Genomic DNA, 17286 nt, shown 5'->3' on the forward strand with positions numbered 1-17286 from the left:
CTCAGCTAGTTGTTACCTGGCATTGGCCGGACTTTCCTGGCAGATTCTCTCAATAATTATTATAAGTTTCCTCTCAGTTCCTGTTCGCGCTCAATGGCTTCAAACAGGGCCTTGAAGTTTCCTTTTCCAAAACTTTTGGCGCCTTTGCGCTGAATGATCTCAAAAAATAAAGTGGGCCGGTCTTCAACAGGGCGGGTGAAGATCTGCAGCAGATAGCCTTCATTGTCCCGGTCAACCAGGATGCCCAGTTCTTTCAGCGGCTCCAGGTCTTCATCTATATGCCCTACCCTGTCAACCAGTTCATCATAATAGCTGGTGGGGATGGTGAGGAATTCAACACCCCGGGCGCGTAAGGTGGAGACGGTTTCCACAATGTTATTGGTTGCCAGGGCCACATGCTGGCAGCCTTCGCCGTCATAAAATTCAAGGTATTCTTCTACCTGTGATTTTTTACGGCCTTCTGCGGGCTCATTGATGGGGAATTTTACAAACCCGTTGCCATTGCTCATTACCTTACTCATCAATGCCGAGTATTCGGTTGAAATATCATTGTCATCAAAGCTCAGGATGTTGCGGAAGCCCAGCACCTCTTCATAAAAGCTTACCCATTTATTCATTTGCCCCCAGCCTACATTGCCTACGCAATGGTCAACATACTGCAGGCCGGTATCGGTGGGGTTGTATACGGTTTTCCATTCTTTATAACCGGGCATAAAGGCGCCGGTGTAGTTTTTTCTTTCTACAAACAGGTGAACGGTTTCGCCATAGGTATGAATACCGCTTAACACCACTTCGCCATTGTCGTCTTTGAGGCGGGTGGGTTCCATGTAACTTTTACCGCCGCGTTTGGTGGTTTCTTCCCAGGCTTTGGTAGCATCCTGTACACGAAGGGCCAGTACTTTTACGCCATCGCCGTGTTTGTAAATATGGTCGGCCATGGGATTGCCGGCGCGCAGGGGCGTTGTTAATACAAACGTGAGCTTGTTTTGACGGATAACATAACTGGCGCGGTCTTTTACGCCGGTTTCGGGACCGGCATATGCGATTGACTGAAAGCCAAAAGCGGTTTTATAAAAATGGGCAGCCTGTTTGGCATTGCCAACATAAAACTCCACATAATCGGTTCCTTCGAGGGGAAGAAAATCGGTGTCTGTATTGGGCGCAGCCGCCATTAATGTCTTAGACATACTATACTATTTGTGTTTAAATGGTATTCAGGAAATAACGCAGCAATCAATTATAAAATAACTGTCAGCAAGAGTAAAATGTACGGGGAGAATCCTTTGACTCCGCTCAGGACAAATAACTGTCCATAGCCAATGCTACCATCAGCAGGCAATAGCCCATGCGCTTGTCGTTAAAAACCTTATGTGGGTAATCGGGTTGCATTCGGTGAACCAAAGATAGAAAAAATGACGAAATGATCCTGAGCGGAAATGAAGGGGCGCCCAGGGGCTTTCTACCTTGCCCCTCCCGGCGTAAACCTTATCTTTGCCGCTTAACTAAACTCGAACCATGCAAAAAATCGGAATCCTTGGTGGCGGACAATTAGGCAGAATGCTTTTACAGGCCGCGGCCAACTATCCTGTTGAAACCTTTATTCTTGAAAACGATGACCAATGTCCTGCAGCCCACTTATGCCATCATTTTGTAAAAGGCGATATTCGCAATTTTGATGATGTGTATAATTTTGGCAAAGGCCTGGATGCCATTACTATTGAGATTGAATCTGTGAACGAAGATGCCCTCGAAAAACTGGAACAGGAAGGCGTAAGGGTGTACCCCAAACCTTCTGCCCTGCGCACTATAAAAAACAAGATCCTGCAAAAGGAATTCTATAAAGAACAATCAATTCCTACGGCTGCATTTGTTATTACTCAAAACCTGGCCGAACTGCGGGCCAAAGCCGATATGCTGCCTGCCGTTCATAAAATAGGCATCGGCGGCTACGACGGTAAAGGTGTACAACTGTTAAACACACCCGGCGACCTGGATAAAGGTTTTGACGCCCCTGCTGTATTGGAGAAAATGGTAAACATTCACCGCGAGATCTCCATGATCATTGCCGTGAATGATAAAGGGGAGGACGTATTGTATCCACCGGTTGATATGGTGGTAGACCCACGGTTGAACCTGCTCGATTACCAGATCAGTCCGGCTGAAGTAAATGAAAAAACATTGTGGAAGGTAGAAGCCATTGCACTGGCGGTAGTAAAAGGACTAAAAAGCCCTGGTATTTTTGCGGTTGAGTTGTTTGTAAACAAGGAAGGCGATGTATATGTAAATGAAACAGCGCCCCGCGTTCATAACAGTGGCCATCATACTATTGAGGCCAACTACAGTTCGCAATTTGATATGTTATGGCGGGTGATGTTGCAATATCCCTTAGGCAATACGGAACATATTTTACCTGCCGCCATTGTAAACCTGGTGGGCGCCGAAGGGTTTGAAGGCGAAGCTAAATACCAGGGGCTGGAAGAAATACTGGCTATGGATAATGTATTCGTTCACCTCTATGGTAAAAAACAAACCAAGCCCGGCCGCAAGATGGGCCACGTAACCATCGTCAGTAAAGACAAACAGGATTTGACGTATAAAGCGAACCGGATTAAAAACATATTAAAAGTAGTTAGTTAACCGCCGTTCTGCCTGCCGTTCATCTCTTTTTAATACTCAACCTTAGGTAAAACATTAATTTTGCGGGCGAAATACAACGTGAAACGTAAAACGTGAAACATGAAAGGGGGCCTGAAAATCGGAGTTCATCTCTGCTGGCCGGAGAACCCATTGGCTGTTTTACGTTTGCCGTTTCACGATTGATCCGCCGGTTGGCGGATCGCTTTAAACTTATAACAACTCAGATGAACCGTAACAGGATTGTTTTTGGATTTATTCTGTCCCTCATTTTTATTTCCTGTAAAAGCGAGAAAAAAGATGATGCCCCTAAAGCCAGCAGCAAAGGTGGCAATCGCCCCATACAGGCGGAAGCATTTATTGTAAGATCAAAACCCCTTAGTGAAAGCCTCGAAATTCCCGGTACCCTGTTTCCTTTTGAAGTAACAGAGATCCGCCCTGAAATTTCCGGCCGCATAGTTGCTTTGAATATTCCGGAAGGAAGTTTTGTGCAAAAAGGCGCATTACTGGTAAAACTTTTTGATGGCGACCTGCAGGCTCAGCTAAAAAAATTGCAGGTGCAATTGCAGATAGCGCAAAAAACAGCCGAGCGTCAGCAGCAATTGTTATCCATCAATGGTATCAGCCAACAGGATGTTGATCTCAGTGAATTGCAGGTAAGTAACCTGAAAGCCGATATCGATCTTACCCAGGTAAACATCAGCAAAACAGAGATCAGGGCGCCATTCGCAGGTCGTATTGGTTTAAGGAATATCAGTAATGGCGCTTACATTAGTCCCACTACCCTTCTTACTACTATCAGCCAGGTCAATCAATTGAAATTGGAATTCACTGTTCCTGAAAAGTACAGTGAAACCATGTATAAAGGCCGTCAGGTGAGCTTTACTATAGCAGGCACCGATCAAAAGTTCAATGCCTCTGTGCTGGCTACTGAATCGAATATTGAAGCAACTACCCGCACCCTGAAAGTACGGGCGGTAGTACAGGGCCAGCACCAGCTGCTGGTGCCCGGCGCCTTTGCTAAAGTTGCTTTGCAGTTGGGAAAGAACGACCGTTCCCTGATTGTTCCTTCACAGGCTGTTATTCCACAGGCGCGTAACAAAAGCGTGATCGTGTATAAAGATGGTAAACCCAACTTTCAGGTGGTGGCTACCGGCATTCGCGATTCATCGTATGTGCAGGTGTTAGATGGCGTTAAGGAAGGTGATACAGTTATCACTACAGGTTTACTGGCCATCCGCCCCGAAAGTAAAATCAAATTAGTTAAAGTACAATAAGATAGTTGAATGAATATCTCGGAACTGAGTTTGCGGCGACCGGTATTGGCAACGGTACTGAACATCCTGATAGTATTGTTCGGGGTGATCGGTTTTACCTTTCTGGGGGTTCGTGACTATCCCGCCATCGATCCGCCCAACGTAAGTGTGCGCACAAGTTATCCCGGCGCCAATGCAGACATTATAGAATCACAGATAACAGAACCACTCGAAAAATCCATCAACGGTATTGCGGGTGTAAGAAATATCACTTCAACAAACAGCCAGGGCGTAAGCAGTATTAACGTAGAGTTTGATCTGAGCATTGACCTGGAAGCGGCCGCCAATGATGTGCGCGATAAAGTGTCCCAGGCCATCCGCTCCTTACCTACCGATTTACCTGCGCCGCCTGTAGTATCAAAGGCCGATGCGAGCTCTGACGCCATCATCTCCATGACGGTGCAAAGTAATTCGCGCAACCAGCTGGAGGTAACTGAATATGCGAACAACGTACTGGTTGAACGGTTGCAAACCATTCCCGGGGTAAGTTCTATCCAGATCTGGGGGGAGAAACGCTATGCCATGCGTATCTGGTTCAATCCTGCCAAACTGAGCGCCTACGGTTTAACACCTGGTGATGTGCAGGCCGCGATAACCAAAGAGAACGTGGAATTGCCTTCCGGGAAGATCTCTGGTAATAAAACCGAGTTAACCGTACGCACCTTTGGACGCTTAACAACCGAAGAAGATTTCAATAATGTTATTGTTAAGAATGTGAATGGCAGCGACATCCGGTTAAAGGATGTGGCCGAAGCGGTACTAGGACCCGAGAACGAAGAAACGGTGCTGAAGGAAAGCCGCATTCCTATGATTGCACTGGCCCTGGTGCCTCAGCCCGGTTCCAACTACGTAGCCATCTCCAACGAATTTTATAAACGGCTGGCTCAGTTGGAAAAGGAAATGCCCGCCGATATAAAACTGGGTATTGCACTCGATCAAACCAAATTCATCAAGCGTTCTATCTCTGAGGTGGAAGAAACGTTGATCGTATCCCTGATCCTGGTGGTGCTGATCATTTACCTGTTCTTCCGCAGCTGGCTCATCGCCTTCCGCCCATTGATCGACATCCCGGTTTCACTGATAGGCGCCTTCTTTATCATGTACATCAGCGGCTTTACTATAAATGTGTTATCGCTGCTGGGTATTGTACTTGCCACCGGCCTGGTAGTGGATGATGGTATTGTGGTTACTGAAAACATCTTTAAAAAGATGGAAGAAGGGATGAACAAATACCAGGCGGCGAAGGAAGGATCGAAAGAAATTTACTTTGCGGTTATTGCCACCTCCATTACGCTGGCGATTATCTTCTTACCCATCATCTTCTTACAGGGTTTCGTTGGCCGCCTGTTCCGCGAGTTTGGGATTGTGGTGGCTGGTGCGGTGTTGATCTCTGCCCTGGTATCGCTTACGCTTACGCCGGTACTGAACGTGAAGCTGACCCGCGATGTACACAAGCACGGCTGGTTCTATCATAAGACAGAACCTTTCTTCCGCTGGATGGAAGATGGGTATCACAATTCGCTGAAGCGGTTTATGCGCGTGCGCTGGATTGCCTGGGTAATTGTAGCTTTTTGCGGAGGCATCATTTACTTCATCGGCGGGGGCATACAGTCTGAGCTGGCGCCCATGGAAGACCGCAGCCAGTTCCGTTTACAGGTTACCGCACCTGAAGGTACCGCGTATGATTATATGGATACCTACATTGACCGGTTGGCGCAACTGGTAATGGACTCTGTGCCCGAAGCCCAAACCGTTATGGGCATTGTGGCGCCGGGGTTTAGTGGTTCCGGTGCTACCAATACCGGTATGATACGTACTACTTTAAGCGATCCGGAGCAACGCCACCGCTCACAACAACAGATCGTTGACATTATAAACCGCAACCTGGGTAAGTTCTCCGATGGTAAAGCATTTGCCATCCAGGAACAAACCATTTCGGTAAACCGCCGGGGAGGCTTACCCGTGCAGTTTGTTATTCAAAATAACGACTTTGATAAAATAGCCGCCGTGTTGCCCAAATTCCTGGAAGAAGCGAACAAGAACCCGGTTTTCCAGGGTGTGGATGTGGACCTGAAATTCAACAAACCTGAGGTCAATATTGAAGTAGACCGCATAAAAGCCAGTCAGCTGGGTGTGAGCGTATCTGATGTATCGCAAACCCTGCAGCTGGCCCTTAGTAACCTGCAGATGGGCTATTTTTACCGTACCGGTAAACAATATTCCGTTATTGGCCAGGTGGCCAGGAACGACCGTGACGACCCAACCGATCTGAAGAATATTTACGTGCGCAATAACCGCAACGAGATCATTTCGCTGGATAACCTGGTTAATATGCGCGAGGCGACAACCCCGCCTACCCTGTACCACTTTAACCGGTACAAATCGGCCACCATTTCGGCCGGTATGGCGCCGGGGCATGCCCTGGGCGAAGGCATCAAGGCGATGCAGGATATTGCAAAAAAACTGCTGGATGATTCTTTTGCTACCTCGCTTTCCGGCGCCAGCCGCGACTTTGCAGAGAGCTCCGGTAATACTTCCTTTGCATTGTTGCTGGCATTGGGACTGATCTTCCTGGTACTGGCAGCACAGTTTGAAAGCTTTATTGATCCCATTGTAATTATGATCACGGTGCCGATGGCCTTTGCGGGCGCCCTGTTAAGCTTATGGTTGTTTGATCAAACGCTGAACATCTTTTCGCAGATTGGCATGATTATGCTGGTAGGGCTTGTAACCAAGAACGGGATCCTGATAGTGGAGTTTGCCAACCAGAAACAGCGTGCCGGCTTGAAAAAGCGGGAGGCAGTAATTGAAGCGGCCAGTGCGCGTTTACGGCCTATTCTTATGACGAGTTTGGCCATGGCCCTGGGTGCATTACCGCTGGCGTTATCGCTGGGTGCTGCTTCCACAAGCCGCATACCGCTGGGTATTGTGATCGTGGGTGGTATCATGTTCTCACTGATATTGACCCTGTATGTGATCCCGGCCGTTTATTCATTCCTGTCGCAGCCAAAACACAAAAGCGAAATGGAATTGATGGATGATAAAGAAGGCCATAGGGCTTAAGATACACGTTGCAGGTTTCAAGTTACAGGTTCAGGATTTTTCCTGAAACTTGCAACCTGGAACCTGTAACATTTTCAAGATTAACAAACAGTTTCTTCAGATATGAAATATGTTTCTTTACTGGTTATAAGCTTAATTAGTACCGTACTTGTTAACGCACAACAGCAGCTTACCTTACAGGATGCCGTTACAGCTGCTTTGAAGAATAACTACGACATCTTATTGAGCCGTAACGATTCCACTACTTATGCATTGAACCGTTATTATTCATTCGGCGCCTTTATGCCGCAACTGAATGGAACGGCTTCCGCTATTTGGAATACCAATAATCAACAATTGAAATTTGCCAGCCGCGTAGATGGTAAAGACAGTTTAATTACCCGCAACGGCGTACGTACTTCCACTGTCAACTATGGGGTGAACCTGAACTGGACCCTCTTTGATGGATTGAAGATGTTTGCTACGCGGGAGCGGTTGATAGAACAGGAAACCCTGGGCGGACTTACCCTCAAAGCGCAGATCGTAAACAGCATAGCAGCGGTGATCAACAATTACTATGGCATAGTTCGCCAGAAAGAACTGTTGACCGCTATTGATAAAACAATGGCCATTTACGAAGAACGGGTACAACTGGCCGATAAGAAATTATCGGTGGGCCTGGGCAGCAAACCTGAATTGTTACAGGCAAAGGTTGACTACAATGCACAAAGGGCGGCGCAAATAACCCAGCAATCGTTGATAGCCCAGTTGCGCGATCAGTTGAACCAGCTGATAGGTTTTAAACAGGGCTCCGTTTATGAGGTGGCCGATGATACCATTCCGCTTAACACCTCGTTACAATATGGCGAATTTGCCAATAAGTACGAGGATACCAACCCGATGTTACTGGCAGCCAAAAAAAGCATCGATGTGGCCAATCTGGGCGTTAAGGAGCAAAAAGCCGGTTTGTGGCCTACCCTTTCTTTCAATTCGGCCTACAATTTTGGCAAAACCAATAACAGCGTGGTGGTGAACCAGAACCAGCCTTTTTATAATCAGAATAAAGGGTTTAATTATGGATTTGGTTTGAATGTACCCATTTTGAACGGCTTTAATACCCGCCGCCTTATAAGACTGGCGCAGATCAACGTACAATACCAGGAATTGAATTATGAAAAACAACGATCCCTGGTTGATGTAGGTATCAGCACTTCTTTCAAGAATTACGAATTGCAAAAGAAATTGCTCGAAGTTGAAAATGAAAATATTCAACTGGCAGAAGAAAATGTACATATTGCCTTTGAACGCCTGAAGCAGGGCGTTACTACTTATCTTGAATTAAGTGAAGCGCAAAAAAGTTTACAGGACGCCTATATCCGCCTTACAACTGCCAAATACAATACCAAACAGGCCGAAACAGAATTGATGCGGTTGAGAGGCGATCTGTTGAAATAGATTAAGTTTTTGAAATTTGGCAATTGGCCCGTAATCTGAGCAAATGGGGAACCAGTATTTCATGAATTGTATGCCGGAGCCGACCTTTTAACAAAAAAAACTACAAGTTTTATTACCTATCTTAACGGCTCAAAATTCAAGGGGCAAAAATATAAAAACAGAGATCAGAAATGAATGGACCACAAACCATAGACCACAAACCACAAACTATTCAGGTTGGAATTATTATGGGCAGTGACAGCGATCTGCCGGTTATGCAGGCAGCAGCTGAGGTGTTGAAAAGCCTGAATATTGCTTTTGAATTAACGGTGGTGAGCGCGCATCGTACGCCTATGCGGATGGTGGAATATGCTACAAAAGCCCGCGGGCGGGGGTTGAAAGTGATTATTGCCGGGGCCGGCGGCGCCGCCCATTTGCCGGGTATGGTAGCTTCCCTTACGCCATTACCCGTGATCGGAGTGCCTATTAAATCTTCCAATTCTATAGATGGCTGGGATTCAGTATTGTCAATTCTACAAATGCCCAATGGCATACCGGTTGCTACTGTAGCGCTGAATGCGGCTAAAAACGCAGGTATCCTGGCTGCCTCCATTATCGGTTCATTTGAGGAACATATTGGGGATCAGGTGGCTGCCTACAAGAAGAAACTGGAAGAAGAGGTATTGGTAAAGATTGAAAATCTAAAAAAACAAGGGTGGGAAAACAAATTTGATTAGGCAAATATATTTCATCCTTGTAATTTGCGCGCGGTATGAAACTCAAATTGCTCGACTACAGAGAAGTTCCGGATTTGCCCGTTGGCTCAAATGTTGAATTTTTTAATGACACCCTATACCTGGTTGATGATGACGCCAGTGACCTTATCGCCCTCAAAAAGTGGCAGGTTCAGGCAAAGCATCGGCTGTTAGGGTATGATGATCCCAAATTAGCACCCGGGTCAAAATCCGATTTTGAAGCAACTACCATCGTAGAGGTGAATAGCATTCCCCGCCTGCTGGTAATGGGTTTCGATGTAAAAGACCAACACCACAAAGCCATCCTGGTTAACCTCGATGATCTTACCAAGGAAGAACACGATATTACCATTTTTTATAACAGGTTGAAAGAAACAGTAGGCGTTATCAATATTGAGTCGGCCGCCATTGTGCTGGGTAAACTCATTTTGTGTAACCGCGACCACAAAGCAGCGCCCGAAAAACACATCATTGTAACCGATGCCGATTTCTGGAAGAACCAGGAAAAAGCCGAGATTACTACCGTAAGTTTTGATCTGCCACAAACACCCAAACAGGTGGTTGGGTTATCAGGCCTCGCCTATTCGTATAAAAACGACTGGCTGATAGTAAGCTTACTGTCTGAAAGCGCTGATAAAGACCATCAGACTACAGGTGATAGTTACCTGGCTGTTATTGAGAACGCATCCCGCAAAGTAGTGCGTAAAAAAATGAAGGTAAACTCCCTGTTTCATTTAAGCGAAGCAGACGAAGGTTTTGCCGGGTTCAATATGCAGTCGGTTTGTATTCGTAGCGATAAGGGCGCCCGCGTAAAATTATACCTGCTGGCCGATAACAAAAGCGCCGGCAAGAATGGGATCTTCGTTGTACGCGTTAAGGAGTAAAACTTCCTTTTATAAATAAATTAAGGCCTCTCGATATTTCGGGAGGCCTTTTACTTTTATGTTGCAGGCTAAAAGCCGAAAGCCTAAGGCTGAAAGCAAAACCCATATTCGCGGTTTTCAGCTTTGAGCTTTAGGCCTTCAGCTTTCTTCCAGAATAACAAACTCCTGTTCCAACGTAGGCGAGTGTTCATACACCTTTTGAATAAACTCCTGCCCCCACAAGGCAAACCAGGGCATAAAGTTGTCAACCCGTTCCTGTAAACCATTGCGTGGAAAGATGGCTGACCGGATAGCCTGGATTTGCCGTTGCTCGGCTTCGTATTTTCTTTTTTCGGCGCGGAGTAATTTCTTCTCCAACTCCTGCAGAGGCTTCAATGTACGGGCCTGTAACGCTTCTACATGCTGCGTTAGCGATTGATCGATGGCCGCGGCTTTATTCTTTAACTGCTCATACACCTGGATGGCAGCTTCCAGTTCATGTTTTAATTTCAGTTCGCCGTTTTTGTGCCGCGATACCAGTTGCGTAAGCAGGTTGTTTTCCGACTGAAAAAAGTCTTTCGACTGTAAACCCAGTTTATGGATCTTTTCCTGCCACTTCTTTTCAACAATCAAAAACGAATTACGCAATACCAGCATGGGAAATGGCACCTGGTAATGGTCGAACAGGCCTTTTAATTCCAGCCAGTAAGCGGTTTCGCCACCACCACCAATAAACGCAATGTTGGGTAATACCGTTTCCTGGTACAAGCCGCGTAAGATCACATTCGGACTGAACCGTTCAGGGTGATTCCCCAGTTCGGTCAATATTTCTTCCCGGGTAAAATGTATAGCGGTGTTCCTTACTTCGTATTGGCCATCTTTCAATTCAATCAGCTCACGAATTCCATCTTTCAGGTAGAATAAATTTATTGGCCGCGGCGATGCCTGTACTTTATATTCCTGCGACAACTGTTCAATGGTTTTGCCTACGATACCGGCCGGCATTTGCTGCAACAGGTCTTCGCGGAAAACCGGGTCCATTATTTTCTTCAGGTTCGCATTGTCGGGCAGAATGGTTATCAAACCATATTCAGCAAACAATGCATCTATCAGTTTAAACGTGGCTATCTGGATATCCAGGCTTTCCAGGTAACAGGTGCGCAGCAGCTGCATCAACTCCTTTCCATGGGGTTGAACCGATAATTCGCCATCGATGCGATGGATCAGTTTATCCAGCCCTTTGGTGGTCATGCGGCCTACGGCCCCGGTTTGCCTGGTGTCCCACACCAGTTTCTCACCACCCAGGAAAACATGACCCAGCTCATCCAGGTCGGCATCTTCACTGCCCATCCAGAACACGGGTACAAAATGTTTATCAGGAAATTCCTTTTTTAACCGGTCGGCCAGTTTTATAACATGTACAATTTTATAAATGAAATACAGGTGACCGGTGAAGATAGCCGGCTGGTGAGCGGTGGTAATGGTGAACGTATTGGGTTGCAGCAGATGCTGAATGTTCTGCTGTACCCGGGCAGAGGTGTTCACCCCAACGTATTGCTGCTGTAATTCTTTAACCAGTAATGCACGGTCGGGTTGCACGGATTCCCGGGCGGCTATGGCAGCCCTTATCCCTTCCATTGATACCGGATGCTTATAAAAAGGCAGTAATGAGGGCGACTGGTTTAAATAATCTAAAATGATCTTAGAAAAATAACCGGTCTGTTCAAATGATAAATTAGTAGAATTACAATCCATAATTAAGCGAATGCGAACATAAAAGTACTATCAACGGCACGTTTGCCATAACTGATCGTCAATTTTAACGTTCCATTGCTACTTTAGTTCGTACGCCACTATTTTATTTTTAAAGAAGGTGGGAACATACACGATCCGGTTTTTGGGATCATAACCAATATCGGCCGTATTTGATTTTTGCTCACGTGTATCCAGCAGGAGTTGTTTGGTGCCATCACCCTTAACATAATACACGGTTCCAATCCAGCAGCTTACGAGATAATCTTTACCGGTAACATGTTCCAGTCCATCGGTGCTGGCTTCCATACCATCGGCCAGTTTGGTAAGGGTTTTATCTTTTTCTACTTTATACAAACCACCGGCGTCCAGGATGTACAGGTTATCGTCATGAATTAACACTCCATTAGGACCTTTCAGGTTCTCGAGCCAGGTGCTTACCTGCCCGTTCTCGATGCGGTGGATCTTTTTGGTTTTGGAGTCTGATACGTATACCACGCCTTTTTTATCAACTGTAAGGTCGTTCAGGCCTTCGGCGCCGGTAACCGGAATGGTTTGAATAAGCTGGCCTTTTTTGATATCGATAACGCCAACTTTGTCAACATCGGCTACATACAAATTGTTTTTATATAAACCCATTCCCTTGGGTGCGTTAAAACCGGTTACCCAGTCAACGGTAATGATCTTACCATCGAGCCCCACCTTACCCACTGAACCTTTATTGTCTTTTTCCCAGGGCTGCCCGTCTATATTGGTAACATAAATGATCTTATTTTCTGCATCGTATAAGGCCGATTCCGGCACCTTCAACAACGTATCCGTTTCCCATTTTTTAACCAACTGGTGTTCCTGGGCGTTAACCAGGGTTGTTGTAAGAATGAAAGCGGCTGTAATAAGATGCTTTTTCATATGAGGTGTTTTTAAGGGGGGTAAAGATACGGGAATTGAGTTCAAAGTTCCGGGTTCAGCGTTCAAAGTCTCCGGGTCGCGGAACTTAGAACCTTACACTTGAAACCTGGAACTCGGAACTCTGAACTTGAAACTTATATTTAGAACCTTTCAGGCCTAAACGCTCCAACCTCAATAGAAGTCTTCTTTTTACCAACCAACTCCTCCACTAACTTCCCGGTAGCCGCTGCTAACGATACCCCCAGCATGGCATGACCGCCGGCGATCACGAGGTTGGTATACTTACTGTGATTGCCAATATAAGGTAGCCCATCGGGCGTGAGTGGACGTAAGCCGGACCAGATCTTTTCTTTGGGCATCATGTCTAACGCCAGATCGGGATAATAAGCTTTAGCGCCGTTATAAATGGCCTGGGCGCGTTTTTCCAGTACGGGAGAATTGAGCCCGCTTATTTCCATGGTGCCGCCCATTCGCAGATCAGCGCCCATAGGCGTCATGGCTACGCGTTTATCTACCAGGATGGCGGGATAACGCAGGTTGCGGGGCACGTTTTGATACGTCATACTATACCCTTTACCGGCTTGTAACAACAGGGAAACACCCAGCTTTTCACTTACTGCCGGTAACCAGCTTCCATTGGCCAGTACCAGTTGTGAACATTCGAATTTGCCCTGGCTGGTGATTACGGCCGTAACGGTATTTCCCTTTTTCTCAAAACCGGTTACCGTAGTATTCAATTGCAGTTTTACTCCTGCTTTTTGCAAATGCGCTTTCATGGTGCGCATAAAGTCTCCAGGGTGCAGGTGGCAGTCGATGGGATATAACACCCCTCCTTTTACATCAACCTGTACATCGGGCTCCATGGCCTGTACTTCCTGTGCACTGAGGACCCTGGTATCTATTTTCAGTGCGGCTGCTTCTTTGGCCAGTTCTATTTCATGCTTTTCAGTAGCGGCTGATTTGTACAGCATAAAGCAACCCACTTCCGCCATGCGAAAGTGATTGCCAATGTCGTTCTTTATATCGCCTGTTAATGCGCGGCTGAGGTGCAGCAGATCGTTTAACGGCGGAATATTTTTATGTAAAGTTTGCGTGTTCGCCTGTTTCCAGAAGGTCATTAACCACCTGATGAGATCGAAGTTGAGGCGGGGCTTTATATAAAACGGACTGGTAGAACTCAACATCCAGCGCAGGCCCTGTGCTACTATACCTGGTGAGGCCAATGGGGTAAAGTGACTGGGCGATACATAACCGGCATTGCCAAAAGAGGTGCCATCGGTAATATCGCCCTTTTCAATAACGGTAATGTCGTAACCTTCTTTTTGTAAGTAATAAGCACAGCAGAGGCCAATGATGCCTCCGCCTACAATTGTAACCGATTTACTCATGTGATGTATTTGTTTTGTATAGTGCAGGCTAAAAGCTGAAAGCCTAAAGCTAAAAGCGAATACAGCTTTAGGCTTTTACCTTTGGGCTTTAGCCCTGCTAAAGAACCTGAAACCCATATGCATACGGATCATCTTCCGGGTCTATTGAGATCGTATTGTACCCATAGACCTTCGCCCAGCCTTCAATACCGGGACGAATAGCCGGTTTACCAGCAACCGTCGTTTCTTCTTCAATGCGGCCCACAAACTGCGACCCGATGATGCTTTCATGTATAAAAGCATCGCCTTTTTTCAGTTTACCCCTGGTATACCATTGGGCCATGCGGGCCGATGTTCCGGTTCCGCAAGGTGAGCGATCGATGGCTTTATCGCCGTAGAACACGGCATTGCGGGCAGTAGCGTTTTTATCCATTACAGCGCCCGTCCATAAAATATGCGAACAACCATTAATGGTCGGGTTCTCCGGATGCACAAACTGGTATTGCGCGTTTATTTGTTTGCGTAATGAGCGCGCCCAGGCAATCAGCTGATCGGCGCCATAATGTTCCAGCCCTTTGAAATTGGGCTGCACATCTACAATGGCATAAAAGTTTCCGCCATATGCTACGTCAATAGTAAGTTCGCCCAGGTGGGGCGATGTTACTGTTAATCCCTCTGCAGCCAGGTAGGCCGGTACATTGGTGAGCTTTACGCTCTTTACTTTTTTGCCTTCCTGTTTGTAATTGATCATTACCAATCCTGCAGGCGTTTCCAACCGGACAACTCCGGGTACTTTGGGCACAATCAGGCCTTCTTCAATGGCAATGGTAATCGTGCCAATAGTGCCATGGCCACACATGGGCAGGCAGCCACTTGTTTCAATGAACAGCACAGCCATATCGTTCTGCGGATCGTGCGCGGGATACAGGATGCTGCCACTCATCATATCGTGGCCGCGCGGTTCAAACATCAGTCCTTTACGAATCCAGTCATACTCTTTTAAAAAATGCTGGCGTTTCTCACTCATGTTCTTTCCTTCCAGTACGGGACCGCCGCCGGCTACCAGGCGTACCGGGTTGCCGCAGGTATGTGCATCGATGCAGAAAAAGGTTTTCTTCATGTATCGCAGGTAAAGTAGTAATTAATATTATACGGAAATAATTAACTATGCCGCAGAAAACGGCAGCAAGTGAGTAGTGAGTTGTCAGTAGTGAGTGAACTCGCGATTATTTAGATTTCTGAACAATTAGGAACCCACTCACTACTCACACCTCACTACTCACTTTTATATTTTATCCTTCGTCAGCACGTCGTTAACCGTCCGCCATATACCTAACGGATTGCCATTTTTTAGCTCCTCCGGTAACAAACTATCTGACCAGTTCTGAAACGCCATGGGGCGGGCAAAACGTTTAATACCATCAGCCCCAACCGAAGTAAAGCGGGAATCGGTAGTGGCGGGGAATGGCCCGCCATGATGCATGCTTAAACAAACTTCCACGCCGGTAGGAACACCGTTTACGATAAAGCGTCCGCAGATGTTTTTCACCGCTTCCACCAGCTCCTCATTATGCACAATGTCGTTGTCGGTGGCCATCAGGGTGGCAGTGAGTTGTCCTTCGAGGTGGCGAACTACTTCCAGTAATTCATTCATGTCTTTACAACGAATTACCAGCGAATAGGGACCAAACACTTCCTGGTGCAATACAGGATTGTTCAGAAATGCTTCGCCGGTGGCAGAAGCGATGGTAGGCACGCCCTGGTTGGCGGCCGGCTGAGTATTACTTTCTGCTATGGTTTGCACCTGCTTTTGTGAGAGGGCTTTATTCCTGTTTTCAACGTAATTCTTTGCAATGCCGGGATGTAACATAGTGCCCGGATTGACTGTTTTTATTTCGTTGCCTAACGTGTCGATGAATTGTTGCAAGTCCGGGCCTTCTATTCCGAAGATCAAACCCGGATTGGTGCAGAACTGGCCAACGCCCAGTGTAATGGAGCCTGCATACATCCTGGCAACCTCAACAGCGGACTGTTTCATTTTTTCGGGGAACAGGAACACGGGGTTTACGCTTCCCATTTCAGAAAATACGGGAATGGGTTCTTTACGTTGGTTGGCCCAATCGAACAGGGCCTTACCACCTAAATAAGAACCGGTAAATCCAACTGCTTTGGTATGCGCATGCGTTACCAATGCTTTACCCACTTCCTGTGAGGCGCCATGAACATGCGCAAACACGCCGTTGGGCATGTGGCATTGGGTGGCGGCTTTTAAAATGGCCTGCGCCACCAGTTCGGAGGTTTGGGCATGCGCCGGATGGGCTTTAACTATTACCGGGCAGCCGGCTGCCAGCGCACAGGCTGTATCGCCACCAGCCGTTGAATAAGCGAATGGGAAATTGCTGGCCCCAAATACCACAACCGGGCCTAAGGGGATCAGCATTTTGCGTATATCGGGTTTGGGCGGTGTTTTACCTGGATTGGCAGTATCGATCCTTGCTTCCAGCCACTCACCTCTTTCGCACGCATCGGCATAACTGGTTAACTGGAACATGGTGCGGGCCCGTTCGCCACGCAGCCGGGCTTCGGGCAGATTGGTTTCCTGCATGGCGGTTTGAATCAGTTCATCGCCTGCATTTTCCAATTCGGCGGCAATGGTGCGCATAAAATGGGCGCGGTCTTTTAACGAATACTTCCGGTACTGGTGAAAAGCCTGCCATGCGGTATTGAGAACCTGGTCAATTTCGGGTGAAGTTGCATCTTTAAACATAGTTCAGTGTATTTACCGTTGTATTGGGTTACAAAGGTATTGTACATTCCGTTAACCGATATAGCTGCGTGAAATATTGAGGATTATTTGATAATTCCTGTTAAGAAACGACGCCTGGACTCCGCTCAGGACTTCCCGCCTACGCCAAGGCTACGGCGGGCGAAGCCGGAAGGCTAACAGTAAAAGAAAGAGATCCTTTCTTTCACTGTTAATTGACTCCGGTATATGCTGCCGGCAGCAGCATTAGATTGATCAGAACCTAAACCCTCTTCGCGAGAGTTGCTACTAATGAACTAAGCGTATTAACCTGTTTCAAATTTACCGGGTAATAAACGATTTTGTACACGTTTGCCCGGCTATTTATTATATTTTTTTGTTACTAGTATGTCCTTTTTATTTAATTAATTAGGACTGCTATCGTGTTTCAACACACATGTAAAGAAAGAG

12 protein-coding genes are annotated in these 17286 nt (G+C 46.7%); 6 read left to right on the forward strand and 6 right to left on the reverse strand.

The features are described 5' to 3' along the window. Nucleotides 1-59: 59 nt before the first annotated feature. On the reverse strand, nt 60-1187 hold the full coding sequence (hppD, locus tag NIAKO_RS12640; RefSeq protein ID WP_041346698.1) for a 4-hydroxyphenylpyruvate dioxygenase: 1128 nt from the start codon (nt 1185-1187) through the stop codon (nt 60-62). A 328-nt stretch (nt 1188-1515) separates the two neighbouring features. Here hppD and NIAKO_RS12645 point away from each other — a divergent pair, with 328 nt between their 5' ends. The 6 genes from NIAKO_RS12645 to NIAKO_RS12670 all read left to right on the forward strand — a co-directional run bounded on the left by NIAKO_RS12645 (nt 1516) and on the right by NIAKO_RS12670 (nt 10065). Then, a complete protein-coding gene (locus NIAKO_RS12645) occupies nt 1516-2637 on the forward strand; it encodes a 5-(carboxyamino)imidazole ribonucleotide synthase (RefSeq protein WP_014218820.1) in 1122 nt (373 codons plus the stop codon). Nucleotides 2638-2861: 224 nt separating this feature from the next. Next, nucleotides 2862-3911 (forward strand): efflux RND transporter periplasmic adaptor subunit, encoded by a 1050-nt coding sequence (locus NIAKO_RS12650; RefSeq protein WP_014218821.1) that lies wholly within the window; start codon nt 2862-2864, stop codon nt 3909-3911. A 9-nt stretch (nt 3912-3920) separates the two neighbouring features. Continuing rightward, entirely contained in the window at nt 3921-7013 is a 3093-nt protein-coding gene (locus NIAKO_RS12655) for an efflux RND transporter permease subunit (RefSeq protein WP_014218822.1), read from the forward strand. Between the two features lie 102 nt (nt 7014-7115). After that, complete coding sequence (locus NIAKO_RS12660; RefSeq protein ID WP_014218823.1) at nt 7116-8447, forward strand: TolC family protein; 1332 nt, start codon at nt 7116-7118, stop codon at nt 8445-8447. Nucleotides 8448-8617: 170 nt separating this feature from the next. Beyond that, a complete protein-coding gene (gene purE / locus NIAKO_RS12665; protein WP_014218824.1) occupies nt 8618-9163 on the forward strand; it encodes a 5-(carboxyamino)imidazole ribonucleotide mutase in 546 nt (181 codons plus the stop codon). A 35-nt stretch (nt 9164-9198) separates the two neighbouring features. Further along, on the forward strand, nt 9199-10065 hold the full coding sequence (locus NIAKO_RS12670; protein ID WP_014218825.1) for a DUF6929 family protein: 867 nt from the start codon (nt 9199-9201) through the stop codon (nt 10063-10065). A gap of 138 nt (nt 10066-10203) precedes the next feature. Here NIAKO_RS12670 and bshC read toward each other — a convergent pair whose 3' ends face one another. From bshC to NIAKO_RS12695, 5 genes are all read right to left on the reverse strand, one after another. Next, nucleotides 10204-11799, reverse strand: a complete 1596-nt coding sequence (gene bshC / locus NIAKO_RS12675) for a bacillithiol biosynthesis cysteine-adding enzyme BshC (protein WP_014218826.1) — start codon at nt 11797-11799, stop codon at nt 10204-10206. A gap of 78 nt (nt 11800-11877) precedes the next feature. Next, nucleotides 11878-12705 (reverse strand): SMP-30/gluconolactonase/LRE family protein, encoded by an 828-nt coding sequence (locus tag NIAKO_RS12680; RefSeq protein WP_014218827.1) that lies wholly within the window; start codon nt 12703-12705, stop codon nt 11878-11880. 140 nt (nt 12706-12845) lie between these two features. After that, nucleotides 12846-14093, reverse strand: coding sequence for an NAD(P)/FAD-dependent oxidoreductase (locus NIAKO_RS12685; RefSeq protein WP_014218828.1), 1248 nt, complete (start codon nt 14091-14093; stop codon nt 12846-12848). Between the two features lie 97 nt (nt 14094-14190). After that, a complete protein-coding gene (locus tag NIAKO_RS12690; protein ID WP_014218829.1) occupies nt 14191-15192 on the reverse strand; it encodes a 4-hydroxyproline epimerase in 1002 nt (333 codons plus the stop codon). Between the two features lie 165 nt (nt 15193-15357). Continuing rightward, nucleotides 15358-16839, reverse strand: coding sequence for an aldehyde dehydrogenase (NADP(+)) (locus NIAKO_RS12695; RefSeq protein WP_014218830.1), 1482 nt, complete (start codon nt 16837-16839; stop codon nt 15358-15360). Between the last annotated feature and the right edge of the window lie 447 nt (nt 16840-17286).

It is taken from the genome of Niastella koreensis GR20-10, from assembly GCF_000246855.1.
GTDB lineage: Bacteria > Bacteroidota > Bacteroidia > Chitinophagales > Chitinophagaceae > Niastella > Niastella koreensis.

Excerpts from the sequence above, each read along its gene's own strand:
- NIAKO_RS12660 (WP_014218823.1), top strand. The coding sequence starts at position 7,116 with ATGAAATATGTTTCTTTACTGGTTATAAGCTTAATTAGTACCGTACTT.
- NIAKO_RS12655 (WP_014218822.1), top strand. The coding sequence starts at position 3,921 with ATGAATATCTCGGAACTGAGTTTGCGGCGACCGGTATTGGCAACGGTA.
- NIAKO_RS12645 (WP_014218820.1), top strand. The coding sequence starts at position 1,516 with ATGCAAAAAATCGGAATCCTTGGTGGCGGACAATTAGGCAGAATGCTT.
- NIAKO_RS12685 (WP_014218828.1), bottom strand. The coding sequence starts at position 14,093 with ATGAGTAAATCGGTTACAATTGTAGGCGGAGGCATCATTGGCCTCTGC.
- NIAKO_RS12670 (WP_014218825.1), top strand. The coding sequence starts at position 9,199 with ATGAAACTCAAATTGCTCGACTACAGAGAAGTTCCGGATTTGCCCGTT.
- bshC (WP_014218826.1), bottom strand. The coding sequence starts at position 11,799 with ATGGATTGTAATTCTACTAATTTATCATTTGAACAGACCGGTTATTTT.
- NIAKO_RS12695 (WP_014218830.1), bottom strand. The coding sequence starts at position 16,839 with ATGTTTAAAGATGCAACTTCACCCGAAATTGACCAGGTTCTCAATACC.
- NIAKO_RS12650 (WP_014218821.1), top strand. The coding sequence starts at position 2,862 with ATGAACCGTAACAGGATTGTTTTTGGATTTATTCTGTCCCTCATTTTT.
- NIAKO_RS12680 (WP_014218827.1), bottom strand. The coding sequence starts at position 12,705 with ATGAAAAAGCATCTTATTACAGCCGCTTTCATTCTTACAACAACCCTG.
- hppD (WP_041346698.1), bottom strand. The coding sequence starts at position 1,187 with ATGTCTAAGACATTAATGGCGGCTGCGCCCAATACAGACACCGATTTT.
- purE (WP_014218824.1), top strand. The coding sequence starts at position 8,618 with ATGAATGGACCACAAACCATAGACCACAAACCACAAACTATTCAGGTT.
- NIAKO_RS12690 (WP_014218829.1), bottom strand. The coding sequence starts at position 15,192 with ATGAAGAAAACCTTTTTCTGCATCGATGCACATACCTGCGGCAACCCG.